Raw genomic sequence first — 14,536 nt, forward strand, 5'->3', positions numbered from 1 at the left:
GAAGAACGTCATGTCCGAAGAAGCGAAGCTTCGCGAGTACCTGAAACGCGCGATCGCCGACGGCCGGACCCTGCAGCGCCGGCTTCAGGAGCTCGAGGGCAGGGCGGCCGAACCGGTCGCGATCGTGGCGATGGCCTGTCGGTTCCCCGGTGGAGTGCGCACCCCGGAGGACCTCTGGCACCTCGTCGCCGACGGACGGGACGCGATCACGCCGTTCCCCGCCGACCGCGGCTGGCCGGCCGAGGACCTCTACCCCGACGAATCCGAAGTGGACGGTGAGGCCCGGGCACACACGGTCGAGGGCGGCTTTCTCGCCGACGCGGGCGGGTTCGACGCGGGGTTTTTCGGGGTGTCGCCGCGGGAGGCGCTGGCGATGGATCCGCAACAGCGGTTGCTGTTGGAAGTGTCGTGGGAGGCGGTGGAGCGCGCGGGGATCGATCCGTCGTCGCTACACGGCAGCCGCACCGGCGTCTACGTCGGAGGCATGTCGCAGGATTTCGGCGGACTGCTCGCGACGTCGAGCCACGGCGATGAGGGCCACCTGCTGACCGGCGGCTCGGGCAGCGTGCTGTCCGGACGCCTGTCTTACACCTTCGGGTGGGAAGGACCCGCCGTCACCCTGGACACAGCGTGTTCGTCGTCCTTGGTCGGGCTGCACCTGGCGGCGCAGGCGTTGCGCGGCGGTGAGTGCGACCTGGCGCTGGCCGGTGGGGTGACGGTGATGTCCACGCCGGGCGTGTTCCTGGAGTTCTCGCGACAGGGCGGGCTCGCGGCCGACGGAAGGTGCAAGGCGTTCTCCGCTGCCGCCGATGGCACGGGCTGGTCCGAAGGCGTCGGCATGGTCGTGCTGGAACGCCTCGCCGACGCCCGCCGTCACAACCACCGGATCCTCGCCCTCGTCCGGGGCTCGGCGATCAACCAGGACGGTGCCTCCAACGGACTCACCGCACCCCACGGCCCCTCCCAGGAACGCGTGATCCGCGACGCGCTGGCCGTCGCGGGGCTCGATCCGTCCGAAGTGGACGCCGTCGAAGCCCACGGCACCGGCACCACTCTCGGCGACCCCATCGAAGCCCACGCCCTGCTCGCCACCTACGGCCGCCACCGCGACACTCCCCTTCTGCTCGGCTCCCTGAAGTCCAACATCGGCCACACCCAGTACGCCGCCGGTGTCGCGGGTGTCATCAAGATGGTGGAGTCGTTGCGCCACGGGGTGCTTCCGGCGACGTTGCACGCGGACGAGCCCTCGCGTGAAGTCGACTGGACCGCGGGTGCGGTGGAGTTGCTGACCGAGGCGAGGGGCTGGCCGGAGACGGGACGGCCGCGGCGGGTGGGGGTGTCGTCGTTCGGCATGAGCGGCACGAACGCGCACGTAGTCCTGGAGCAGGCACCGGAGGAAACCGCGGTGGTGCCGGCACCGCCCGACGGTGAGGTGTTGTTGTCGTTGTCGGCGGTGACCGGTGCGGCGCTCTCTGAGCAGGCCGCGCGGTTGGGTGAGTTCCTGACCGCTCATCCGGAGGTGCCGGTCGCGGACGTCGCGCACTCGCTGGCGGCGGGCCGGGCGCGGTTCGAGCACCGCGCGGTGGTGATCGGTGACCGGGCGACGGTGCCGGCCGCGTTGTCCGCGCTCGCGGAGGGCACCGAATCCCCGGATGTCGTGCGTGGGGTGGTGTCGGGTTCCGGTGGTGTGGCCGCGGTTTTCGCCGGGCAGGGTGGCCAGTGGGTCGGCATGGGCCGCGCGCTGGGGGAAGCGTCGCCGATGTTCGCCGAGTCGATGGCCGCGTGTGAAGAGGCACTGTCGCCGTACGTCGACTGGTCGCTGTCGAGGGTGCTCGACGACCCGGACGCGATGGCGCGGGTATCGGTGGTGCAGCCCGTTTCCTGGGCGGTCGCGGTGTCGCTGGCCGCGCTGTGGGCCGGCGTGGGTGTGGTTCCGAGCGTGGTGGTGGGGCATTCACAAGGCGAGATCGCGGCCGCGTGCGTCGCAGGAGCTTTGAGCCTGGCCGATGCCGCCCGGATCGTGGCCGTGCGGTCCGCACTGATCGAACGCTCCCTCTCCGGTCTCGGGACCATGGGGTCGATCGCCTGGCCCGCCGAACGGGTCGAGGAAGCGATCAGCACGCTGGGCCTGGCCGGTGTCGGCGTTGCCGCGGTCAACTCCCCGGGCGCGGTCATCGTGTCCGGCACCACCGATGACCTCGACGCGCTGGTCGCGTATTGCGCGAACGAAGGTGCTCGGGCCCGGCGGATCCCCGTCGACTACGCCTCGCATTCGGCGCAGGTGGAGATCATCGCCGACGAACTGCGCGCCGCGCTGAAGGGAATCACCCCGGGGGAATCGACGATCCCGATGATCTCCACCGTGACCGGGCAGCGCGTCGACACCACCACGCTCGACGCGGAGTACTGGGTGCGGAACCTGCGATCGGCCGTCCGGTTCGCCGACGCCATCACCACGATCACCGAGAGCGGCTTCACCCGCTTCCTGGAAATCAGCGCCCACCCCGTCCTCACCACCGCCGTCGAAGAAACCGCCGGCACGCCCGCCCTGCACACCCTCACCCGCGACCACGGCGACCTCCGGCAGTGGCTCACCGCGGTCGCCACCGCCCACGCCGCCGGCCTCGACCTCACCCTCCCCCAGCCCGCCACCGGCTCCGGACGTCCGGTGGATCTGCCGACGTATCCCTTCCAGCACCAGCACTTCTGGCTCACCGCCGGCACGTCCATGGTCAGGAACGAAGGCGGGCACCCCCTGCTCGGCAGGCCGGTCGAGGTCGCGGGAACGGGCACAGCGGTCTGGACCGGGACGCTGTCAGCGAGCACACCGCCCTGGCTGGCGGACCACCGCGTCGCCGGCACCGTCTTGCTCCCCGGCACCGCGTTCGCCGAACTCGCCGCCTGGGCCGGTGAGCGGCTGGGGTGTGCCACGGTCCGGGAGCTGACATTGTCCGCTCCCTTGGTGCTGGCGGAGCGGAGCAGGGTCGAAGTGCAGCTGTTCGTCGACGAGGCGGACGACGACGGGTCCCGGCGCGTCACGGTCCACAGCCGTCCCGCCGGCAATCCGGATCCACTGTGGACACCGCACGCCGAGGGGGTGCTCGAGGACGCCGGCGAGGTGGCCGAGCCCGCCTGGCCGGGTGCCTGGCCGCCGGCGGCCGCGGAACCGGCCGACGTCGACGAGCTGTACTCGGCGCTGCACGACGCCGGCCTGGACTACGGCGCGACGTTCCGGGCGGTTCGCGCGGCTTGGCGGGCCGGGGACGAGGTGTACGCCGAGGTCGCCCTGCCGGACACGCTGGAGCCCGGCGCGTTCGCGGTGCACCCGGCACTGCTCGACGCCGCCCTGCACCCGCTCGGCGGCCCGGGCACCGGCGCCGCACACCTGCCGTTCTCATGGGCGGGTTTGCGCGTCCACGCGACGGGTGCCCGCGCCCTGCGGGTCCACCTCTCGCGGGACGCGCGGGGCGGGGTGACAGTGCGCGCCTACGACGGCGCCGGACTGCCGGTGGTCACCGTCGAGTCCCTCGTGCTGCGCCCGGTCGGCGCGGCCCAGCTGAGCGGCCTCGGCTCCGCCGCGCCGGAATCCCTGTACGAGGTGCGCTGGAAACCGGTGTCCGCCGGCGAATCCGGCGGCGGACCGGTGGTCCTGCTGCGGTGCCCCGACAAGGCAGCCGGCGACGTCGCCGACCTCGCGCACGAGGTCACCGGCTGGACGGTCGCGGCCTTGCGGGACGCGCTCGCGCAGGACGAACCCGCGATCGTCGTGGTGACCCGCCGCGCGGCCGCCGTGGCCGAGGAGGACGTGCACCTCGCGCACGCGCCGATCACCGGTCTCGTGCGCTCCGCGCAGGCGGAGCACCCCGGCCGGATCGTCCTGCTGGACCTCGACGACTCGACGGAGCCCGACGCCGAGCTGGTGAACCGCGCCCTCGCGACCGGCGAGCCCGTGCTGGCGGTGCGCGACGGCCGGCTGCACGCGCCCCGGCTGGGCCCGGCTCGCCCCGCACCCGGCACCTTGGCGCTGCCCCCGGCCGGCGAAAGCGCCTGGCGGCTGGACTGCGTACAGCGGGGTTCGCTCGACGGCCTCGCGGTGGTCGCGAACGCGGCCGCCGACGCGCCGCTCGCGCCGGGTGAAGTCCGGATCGCGGTGCGGGCCGCGGGCGTCAACTTCCGCGACGTGCTCATCGCGCTCGACGTCTACCCCGGTGCCGCGCGCCCGGGCAGTGAAGGTGCCGGGGTCGTGGTCGAGGTCGGTTCCGCGGTCACCCGGTTCGCGCCCGGCGACCGGGTGATGGGCATGTTCGACGGCGCCTTCGCCCCCGTCGCGGTGTGCGACGAACGGACCGTGGTGCCGATACCCGACGGCTGGTCGTTCGCCGCGGCCGCCGCGGTGCCGGTCGCGTTCCTGACCGCCTACCACGGATTGGTCGACCTCGCGGGGCTGCGGGCCGGGGAACGCGTGCTCGTGCACGCCGCCGCCGGCGGGGTGGGGACCGCGGCGGTGCAGCTGGCCCGGCACCTCGGCGCGGAGGTCTTCGGCACCGCGAGCGAGGGCAAGTGGCCGGCGCTGCGGGCGGCCGGCCTGGCCGACGACCACATCGCCTCGTCGCGGACCACGGAGTTCGAGAAGTCCTTTTCGGACGGTTCGGACGGCGTCGACGTGGTGCTGAACTCGTTGAGCGGGGAGTTCGTCGACGCGGGCCTGCGGTCCCTGCGCTCCGGTGGCCGGTTCGTGGAGATGGGCAAGACGGACCTGCGTGACCCCGAGACGGCCGGCCGGGACCACCCCGGCACGCGGTACACGGCGTTCGACCTGAGCGCGGTGTCCGCGGACCGGGTCGGTGAGATCCTCGGCGAGCTCGCCCGGCTCTTCGCAGCCGGGGTCCTCGAGCCGCCCCGCGTGACGACCTGGCACGTTCGCGAGGCGCCGCAGGCGTTGCGCGCGCTGAGCCAGGCCGCGATCACGGGCAAGGCCGTGCTCACGTTCGACGCGGGCGACGGAGCGGTGATCCTCACCGGCGGCACCGGCCGGCTCGGGCTGCTCGTCGCCCGGCACCTCCTGCGGCGCCACGGCTTCCGGCACCTGGTGCTCACGAGCCGGTCGGGCACCACGACCCCGGAGGTCCTCGAACTCGCCACCGAGGCGTCCGGGCTCGGCGGCGCGGTCACGGTCTCGGCCTGCGACGTCGGCGACCGCGCGGCCGTCGCGGGCCTGCTCGCCGATGTCGGCGCCCGGCACCCGATCGCCGGGGTCGTGCACCTCGCCGGGATCACCGACGACGCGACGCTGGACTCGCTGGACCCCGACCGGCTGCACCGGGTCCTCGCGCCCAAAGTGGACGGTGCCTGGCACCTGCACGAGCTGACCGAGCCGATGAACCTGTCGCTGTTCGTGCTCTTCTCGTCGGCCGCCGGGACCTTCGGCAGCGCGGGTCAGGCCGGCTACGCGGCGGGCAACGCCTTCCTCGACGGGCTGGCTCGCCACCGTCGCCGGCACGGCCTCCCCGGCACTTCCCTGGCTTGGGGACTGTGGGCGGCCGCGAGCGGCATGACCGGACACCTGGAGGAACGGGACCGTCGCCGGCTCGGCCGCGGCGGCGCCCTGCCCCTCGAGACCGCCGAGGGCCTCGCGCTCCTCGACGCGGCGCTCGGCGCCGGAAACCCGGCCCTGGTCACCGCGCGCTTGGACCTCGCCGGCCTGCGCCGGCAGACCCAGCCCGTGCCGGCCCTGCTGCGCGACCTGGTCCGCCCCGCCACCCGGCGCGCCGCCGAGTTCGCGGGCGACGGCGACGCGCTGCGGGAACGCCTCGAGCGGATGTCCCGGCCCGACCGCCTCGACCTGCTGGTCGAGATGGTGCGCCGCCACGTCGCCACCGTGCTCGGCCACACCGACCCGAAGTCGGTCGGCCTCGACAAGTCCTTCCGCGACCTGGGCTTCGACTCGCTGACCTCGGTGGAGCTGCGCAACCGCCTCGCCGCGGAAACCGGCCTGCGGCTGCCGGTGAGCCTCGTGTTCGACCACCCGCGCACCTCGGCACTCGCCGAACACCTGTCCGCGCAGCTCGTCCCGGACGACGCCGACGCCGGTGCGACCGCCGACCCCGACGACGAGATCCGGCAGGCCCTCGCGGCCATCCCGGTGGCCCGCCTGCGCCAGGCCGGTCTCCTCGACCCGCTCCTCGACCTCGCCCGCACGCCCGACCCCGAGACGCCCGAGCCCCCGCCGGACGACACCGACCGGATCCTCGAGGCGGACGACTCCGAACTCGTCCGCCTCGCCCTGGCCAGCCTCGGCAAGGACTGACCGGAACCCGTCCACCGGCAGGAAAACAGCGCCGCCCTCCCGAAGGGTGGCGCTGTTTTCGTACCCGGCGCGGACGAACTCCCCCACCGGAAACCACGCACGCACCAGCGAAAGACCCCGCCGGACGCGGTGCGCGTCCGGCGGGGTCCGGTCGGGGCGTGTGCGTCATTCCCGTTCGAGCAGCCACTCCTGCATGGCGCGGGCGGTGACCTCGCGGTGTTCCTCGACCATGCTGTAGTGGTTGCCCGGCACGTCGACCTGGTCGTGGGTCAGCGGCCAGGTGGTCTGCCACTGCTCGCCCGGCACGGGTTCCGCGTCGGGTTCGGCGCCGACGAACTCGGTGGCCCGGACGAGGAGTGTGGGCGCGGACACCGGTGCGGGGAGCCAGTGCTCGAACAGCATCAGGTAGGCCGCCATCGCGGTGAGGCGGACCCCGGTCATGCGGCCGAAGTCCTTTTCCATCTCCAGGGTGCGCATCTCCATGACCGGCATGATGTAGTGGGTCTGCTCGTTGTCGGACAGGTAGGTGTCCACCAGGACCACACCGCGGACCGGCACGCCGAGGGCCTCGAGGCGGGCGGCGACGGCGTGGGCCACCATGCCGCCCGAGGACCGGCCCGCCAGCGCGACGGGCCCGTCGCCGAGGCGCGCCACGATCCGCCGCGCGCCGTAGTCGGCGAGGGCGGCGAGATCGGCCGCCACGTCCTCGCCGGGCACGAAGCCCGGGAGCATCAGCGACCACATGTCCCGGCGCCCGCGCAGGGTGCTCGCCAGGCTCACGAACTCCTGGTCACTGGACCACACCGAGGTCGACGGGAAACAGACCAGCGGCAACCGACCGTCGCCGGAGGCGAGCCGGACCAGGTCGGGTCCCTTCTCGACCGCGCCGGCGTCGGTGAAGCTGCGCCGCAGCCGGGCCGTCGTGGTGAGCACCCGGTGGGCCACCTCGTACTGCCCGGCCTCGCACGCCTGGCGGTAGAGCGTCTCGATGCCGTTGACGAGCGCGGTCTGCCGGTCGACCTCGGCCGGCGGCGGCACGGCCCCACCGGTCCGGTCGAGCAGGGTGCCCAGCTCGCCGGCGAGCGCGCCCAGCGTGGGGTGGTCGAAGACCAGGGTCGGCGCGAGCCGCAGGTCCAGGGCGGTGTTGAGCCGGTTGCGCAGCTCGACCGACGTCAGGGAGTCGAAGCCCAGCTCCCCGAAGGCCCGGCCGGTCTCCAGCGCCGATGGGTCGGAGTGGCCGAGCACGGCCGCGGTCTCCGCGCGCACGAGCTCGACCAGCGCCGCCTCCCGCTCGGGTCCGGCCAGGCCCGCGAACCGGTCGCGCAGGCCGCCGCGCCGCGCGGTGCGGCGGAGGGGCAGCCGGACCAGATCCCGCAGCACCGGCGGAACCTCGAACCCCGCGGGCGGAGTGCCGCCGGCGAGCCGCATCGGCACCACGACCGCCGCGTCGACGCCGAGGGCGGCGTCGAACGCCGCCAGACCGCGCTCGGGCGTGAACCCGATCATCCCGCTGCGGCCCATCCTGGTCCGGTTCGTCTCGTCGAGTTGCCCGGTCATCCCGCCGTCGACCTCCCAGGCGCCCCAGGCCAGCGACCGGGCGGGCAGACCCTCGGCCCGGCGGTGCGCGGCGAGGGCGTCGAGGAACGCGTTGGCAGCGGCGTAGTTGGCCTGCCCCTGGCTGCCGAGGATCCCCGCCGCGGAGGAGAACAGCACCAGCTCGGCCGAGGTCAGCTCGTGCAGGTGCCAGGCCCCGTCGACCTTCGGCCGGAGGACCGCGTGGAGCCGGTCGCCGTCGAGTGACGTGACGAGCCCGTCGTCGAGCGCACCCGCCACGTGCACCACCCGCTCCAGCGGCCGCTCGGCCGGGACCGCCGCGAGCAGGGCGGCCACGGCGGCGCGGTCCGCCACGTCGCAAGCGGCCACGGTCACGTCGGCGCCGAGCTCGGTCAGCTCCGCCAGCAGACCCGGGTCGACGGTGCCGCGCCGGCTCGCCAGGACGAGGTGCCGCACTCCGTGGGCGGCGGCGAGGTGCCGGACCACGTGGCCACCGAGCGCCCCGCCCGCCCCGGTGACGAGGACGGTGCCCCGCGCCTCGAGGCCGCGTTCACGGTCGCCTGGTTCGGCACCGGCCGCTTCGGCGGCCTCGACCCGGCGCAGGCGAGGCACCAGCACCGCGCCGGCCCGCAGCGCGAGCTGCGCCTCCCCGGTGGCGACCGCCGCCGCGAACACGCGGTGCGAGGCGGGTTCGTCGTCGAGGTCGACCACGACGATCCGGGTGGGGTTCTCCTGCTGTGCGCTGCGCAGCAGGCCCCACGCGGCCGCGGCGCTCACGTCCTCGGGCTCGTCGTCCGGCGCGGTCGCGACCGCTCGGCGGGTCACCACCACCAGCCGGTGCTCGGTGAGGCGGTGGTCGGTGAGCCAGTGCCGGACGAGCTCCAGCACGCGGCGGGTGAGCGCGTGGGTTTGCGCCACCACGCCGTCTTCCTGGCCGGCCGCGCAGAACACCAGGACGGTCCGCGGCACCGGTACTCCGGCGTCGAGGGCGTCGTCGAGCGACTGAGGATCGAGGTAGGTGCTGAGCGACATCCCGGCCTCGATCAGCCGCGGTCGCAGCTCGAGCGGGTCGAACCCGAGCACAGCCCAGTCCGTGGCGACCTCGCCCGCGGCCGGCTCGACCGCCCCCCATTCGAGGGCGAGCAGGTCTCCGCTGTTCTGAGCCACCGGAGCCACGGCCGGGGCCCGCAGCGTCAGCGCGTCGATCGTGAGGACCGGCTCGCCGGCGTCGTCCGCTATGAGCACCGACGCGGTGCCACCGGGTCCGCGCGACAGGCGCACACGGGCGGTCTCCGCGCCCTCGGCGAAGAGCCGCACGCCTTCGAACGCGAACGGCACCCCGCGGACGTCCGGTTCCCCGTCCGCGGCGGGCACCCCGAGGGCGAGCGGCTGCAGCGCGGCATCGACCAGCGCCGGATGCACCGCGAACCCGGCCTGTTCGGCGGGAAGTTCGATCTCGGCGAACACCTCGCCCGCTCGGCGCCACATCGCGCGCAGCCCCCGGAACGCCGGCCCGTACACGACGGCACCGTCGGCCAGGCTTTCGTAGAACCCGTCGAGGTCGACCGGGACCGCGTCCGCCGGAGGCCAGGCGGTGTCCGCGAAACCGGCCGGCGCCACGGCGGACGAGCCGAGCAGGCCGGCCGCGTTCACCGTCCATTCAGGAGCGTCGTCGCCCCGGGAGGAGATCCGGACCGGGCGGTGGCCGGCGTCGCCGGGCGCGCCGACGATCAACTGCACGGCCACTCCGCCGTCGGGCGGGAGCACCAGCGGTGCGGCGAGGGTGAGCTCCTCGACGCAGTCGAGGCCGACCCGGGTGCCGGCGTGCAGCGCCAGCTCGGCGAACGCGGTGCCGGGCAGGATCGCGGTCCCGCCGAGCGCGTGGTCGGCGAGCCACGGCTGCGTGTCCCGCGACAGCCGGCCGGTGAACAGGACCTCGTCGCTGCCCGCCACCGGGGTCTCGGCGCCGAGCAGCGGATGCCCGCTGGCCGTGAGCCCGATCGCCGCCGGCGCACCGCCGCCGCCGGGCTTCAGCCAGTAGCGCTGGTGCTCGAACGCGTACGTCGGCAACGCGACCCGTCGCCCGGGGACACCGGTGAACGCCGTCCAGTCCACGGGGACGCCGCGGCTGTGCGCGTGCCCCACCGCTCGCACGATCGCCCGTGCTTCGCCGTCTTCGCCCCGCAACGCCGGGAGGACAATGAGGTCTTCAGGTTCAGCGCAGATCTCGGCGACCATCGCGGTGAGCGTGGCGCCCGGGCCCAGTTCCCAGGCGGTCCGGACGTCGTACCCCAGCAGGGCGCGCACGCCGTCGGCGAACCGCACCGTGCCGCGCGCGTGCCGGACCCAGTACCCCGGATCGCCCCACAGCTCGGCGGACAGGGGCTCACCGGTGAGCGTGGACACCGCGGCGATCCGCGGCTGCGCGAACCCGACCTGATCGAGCACGGTGGCGAACTCGTCGAGCACGGGCTCGACGAGCGGCGAGTGGAACGCGTGGCTCACCGGCAGGAACTTCACCCGCCGGCCGAGGTCGCCGAACCGCCGCGCCAGCGTTTCGAGGGCCGTTTTCCCACCGGACAGCACCACCGACGCCGGCCCGTTGACCGCCGCGACGCCGATCGCGGCCGGATCGGCCGTGGCGAGCGCGTCGGCGACCTCGCTCTCGCTCGCGGCGACGGCGAGCATCCCGCCGCCCACCGGCAAAGCCGCCATCAGCCGGGCCCGCGCGGCCACCACGCGGCAGGCGTCCGGCAACGACCACAGCCCGGCGACGTGGGCGGCGGTCAGCTCGCCGATCGAGTGGCCGGCCACCACGTCGGGCCGTACGCCCCACTGCTCGAGGAGCCGGTGCAGGGCCACGCCGATCGCGAACAACGCGGGCTGGGTGAACGCCGTGTCATCAAGGGCCGCCGCGTCCGCGGACCCGGCATCGGCGAACAGCACGTCACGGAGGGGCCGGGTCAGCTCGCCGTCGAACTGGGCGCACACCTCGTCGAGCGCCTCGGCGAAGACGGGGTAAGCCTCGGCCAGCTCCCGGCCCATCCCCGGCCGCTGCGCGCCCTGGCCGGGAAACAGGAACGCGGTGCGACCGTCGCGGACGAAGTCGCGCACGACACCGGGCGCGGCATCGCCGGCGGCGAGCGCGGCGAGTCCCGCGCGCAGCTCGGTTTCGTCGGCACCGAGGACGACGGCGCGGTGCTCCAGCGCGGCGCGCGTCGTGGCCAGGGCACAGGCGACGTCGCCGGCGTCGGTGTCCTGCGCCGCGGCCACCCGGTCGAGCAACCGGGCCGCCTGGGCGGGCAGGGCCGTCGCCGACCTGGCCGACAGCGGCCAGGCCCACAGGCCGGAGGGCCGGATTTCCTCTGGCGTCTGGGTTTCCGGGGCGGGTTCGGCGACGGACGCCGGTTCCTCGATGATCACGTGCACGTTGGTCCCGCTGATGCCGAACGACGAGACGCCCGCCCGCCGCACCCGGTCACCGGCCGGCCAGGCCCGGGCCTCGGTGAGCAGCCGCACCGTGCCCGCGGACCAGTCCACCTGCTCGGTCGGTTTGTCGACGTGCAAGGTGCGGGGCAGCAGTTCGTGCCGCATCGCGAGCACCATCTTGATCACCCCGCCCGCGCCCGCCGCGTACTGCGTGTGCCCGATGTTGGACTTGAGCGAACCGAGCCACACGGGGTTGTCCTCGTCGCGGCCCCGGCCGTAGGTCGCGAGCAGGGCCTGCGCCTCGATCGGGTCGCCCAGCCGGGTGCCCGTGCCGTGGCCTTCGACCGCGTCGACGTCGACTGGGCCGAGCCCTGCGTTCGCGAGCGCCTGCGCGATCACCCGCTGCTGCGACGGGCCGTTCGGCGCGGTGAGGCCGTTGCTGGCACCGTCCTGGTTGGCGGCGCTCCCCCGGACCACCGCCAGCACCTCGTGCCCGTTGCGCCGCGCGTCGGACAAGCGCTCGACCACCAGCATCGCGACGCCCTCGCCCCAGCCTGTGCCGTCGGCTGCATCGGCGAAGGCCTTGCACCGGCCGTCGGTCGCCAACCCGCCCTGGCGGGAGAACTCGGCGAACGCGCCGGGTGTCGACATGACCGTGACCCCGCCGGCGAGCGCCAGGTCGCATTCACCGCCCCGCAGCGCCTGCCCGGCCAGGTGCAGGGCCATGAGCGAAGACGAGCAGGCGGTGTCGACCGTGACGGCCGGCCCCTCCAGGCCGAGTGTGTAGGCGATCCGGCCCGACATCACGCTGCCCGCGGACCCGGTCAGGCCGTAACCCGCCGCCACCTCCGGCGCGCTCATCAGCACGGCGCCGTACTCCTGCGGCGTGCCGCCGACGAACACGCCGGTCCGGCTGCCGCGCAGAGCCAACGGGTCGATCCCGCCGTCCTCCAGCGCTTCCCACGCGGACTCGAGCAGCAGTCGTTGCTGCGGGTCCATGACCAGCGCTTCGCGCGGCGAGATGCCGAAGAACGCGGAGTCGAAGTCGCCGGCCTCGGCCAGGAACGCGCCCTGCCCCGACGCCAGCGCCCCGCGTCCCGGGTCGAAGAGCCCGGCCCCGCCCCAGCCGCGGTCGGCGGGGAACCCGGTCATCTCGTCGCGTTCGCCGGCGACCAGCTGCCAGAGGTCCTCGGGGCCGCGGACGTGACCGGGGAACCGGCAGGCCATGCCGACGATCACCATGGGGTCGGCCTGCGCCGGCGCCGGTGCGGGAGCCAGGGTGAGGGCGTCGGCCGCGCCGCCGAACAGCGCGTCGTCGAGGTGCCGGGCCAGTTGCGGCACGGTCGGGTAGTCGAAGATCAGGGTGGCGGGCAGCCGCAGGCCCGTGGCTGCGCCGATCCGGTTGCGTAGCTCCAACGCGGTCAGCGAGTCGAACCCCAGGGACTGGAACGGCTTGCCGAGCGAGACGTCCGCGGCGGAGGCGTGGCCGAGGACGGCCGCAGCTTCCCGGCGCACGAGATCGGCGAGCGCGCCGCGCCGCTCGGTCTCGGCCAGCGGCACGAGGCCGGCGGTGAAGGCGGCGTCGCCCGAGCCGGTGGTCGCAGCGCTTTCGGCCTCCTCCTTCAGCACGGCGGCGACCTCGGGGATGTCCTCGATCAGCGGACGGCGCCGTGCCATCGTGTAGCCCGGGGTGAACCGAGCCCAGTCCATATTGGACACCGTCAGTGTCGTCTCGCCGCTGCCCACGGCCTCGGCCATCGCCGTCACCGCGAGTTCGGGATCCATCATCCGCAGGCCCAGCCGGGTCAGCAGCTGACCGGCGTCGCCGGCCGCCATGCCGGAATTCCGCCAGCCGCCCCAGGCGATCGCCGTCGCCGGCAGGCCACGGGCGCGGCGCTGCTCGGCCAGGCCGTTGAGGAAGGCGTTCGCGGCGGCGTAGGCACCGTTGCCGTGGCTGCCCCAGATCGCGGCGCCGGAGGAGAAGAGCACCAAGGCGTCGAGGTCGAGATCCGCGGTCAGCTCGTCGAGGTTTCTGGCACCGTCCACTTTGGCCGAAAGCACGGAAGCGAAGTTCTCGAGGCTTGTCGTGGCGGTCTCTTCGTACGCGGTGACCCCGGCGGCGTGGACAACGGCGGTCAGCTCGGCCGAGAGGCCGGCCAGCACCTGCGCCAGCGCGGCCCGGTCCGCCACGTCGCAGCGCACCACCGAAACCCCGGATTCCAGCTCGTCCCCGGCGTTCGCCCCGCTGCGCGAGAGGAGCACGACCCGCTCCGCGCCGTTCGCGACGAGCCAGCGGGCCACGTGCCGGCCGATGCCGCCGGTGCCACCGGTCACCAGCACCGTGCCTCGCGGAGCCCACCCGCCCGGACGACCGGCAGTACGAACCAGCCGGCGTACCCACACTCCGGACCCGCGCACTGCCAGCTGGTCCTCGCCGGTGTCCCAGGAAAGCGCGGCGGCGAACAGCTCGGCGCTCCGGCGCCCCCACTTCCCGGGCAGGTCGACGAGACCTCCCCAGGTTCGCGGCTGTTCCAGTCCGATGACCTGGCCGAGCGCCCACACCTGGGCCTGGCCGGGGCGGACCGGCGGTTCGCCGTCGAGCGCGCCGGCTCCCTGCGTCGCGACCCACAGCGGCGCGTCGATCTCCAGGTGCCGCAGCGCCTGGCTGAGCGACACGGTGCCGTAGAGGCCGGCGCCGACTCCGGGCGCCGCGGGCAGTGGTTCTTCGTCGAGGCCCAGCAGGGAAAGGATCCCGGCGAGGCCGCCGAGCCCGTCGAGTTTCTCGGCGAGCAGGGCGGTCAGGTCGTCGCGAGCGGGATCGACGACGAGCCGTTCGGCCTTGGCGCCGTGGGCGACCAGCGCGTCGTGGATCCGGTCGGGCCAGACCTCGTCACGGGTGGTCACGAGGAGCCAGATGCCGGCCAGGTGCGCGGGCGGCGCGGACGCGGCCGCCCAGGTCACCCGGTAGCGCCAGTCGTCGAGGGTGTGGCGGCGACGGTCCCGATCGCGCCACCGGTTCAGCGCTGGCAGTGCCTGTTCCCAGAACTCGGCCGGGACGCCGCCGCCCACCGCCTGCGCGATCACCGAGGCGTCCCGTTGCTCCACAATGGACCAGAACGTGTCGTCGGCCGGTGTCCGCTCGGGCGAAGCCTCCGGGGTGAGCCAGAAGTGCTGGTGCTGGAAGGGATACGTCGGCAGGTCGGCCAGGTAGGTGGGACGGGGGGTGGGTTGCGGGAGGGTGACGTC

2 protein-coding genes are annotated in these 14,536 nt (G+C 74.3%); one reads left to right on the plus strand and one right to left on the minus strand.

The annotated features are described in order from the left end of the window. Positions 1-10 precede the first annotated feature (10 nt). Complete coding sequence (locus AB0H62_RS48070) at positions 11-6,307, plus strand: type I polyketide synthase (protein ID WP_220238839.1); 6,297 nt, start codon at positions 11-13, stop codon at positions 6,305-6,307. 165 nt (positions 6,308-6,472) lie between these two features. Here AB0H62_RS48070 and AB0H62_RS48075 read toward each other — a convergent pair whose 3' ends face one another. Further along, positions 6,473-14,497 carry an SDR family NAD(P)-dependent oxidoreductase gene (locus AB0H62_RS48075; RefSeq protein ID WP_360592668.1) on the minus strand — a complete coding sequence of 2,675 codons (8,025 nt, stop codon included), beginning with the start codon at positions 14,495-14,497 and terminating at the stop codon, positions 6,473-6,475. Positions 14,498-14,536: the final 39 nt, after the last annotated feature.

This window comes from Amycolatopsis sp. NPDC050768 (genome assembly GCF_040654155.1).
GTDB lineage: Bacteria > Actinomycetota > Actinomycetes > Mycobacteriales > Pseudonocardiaceae > Amycolatopsis.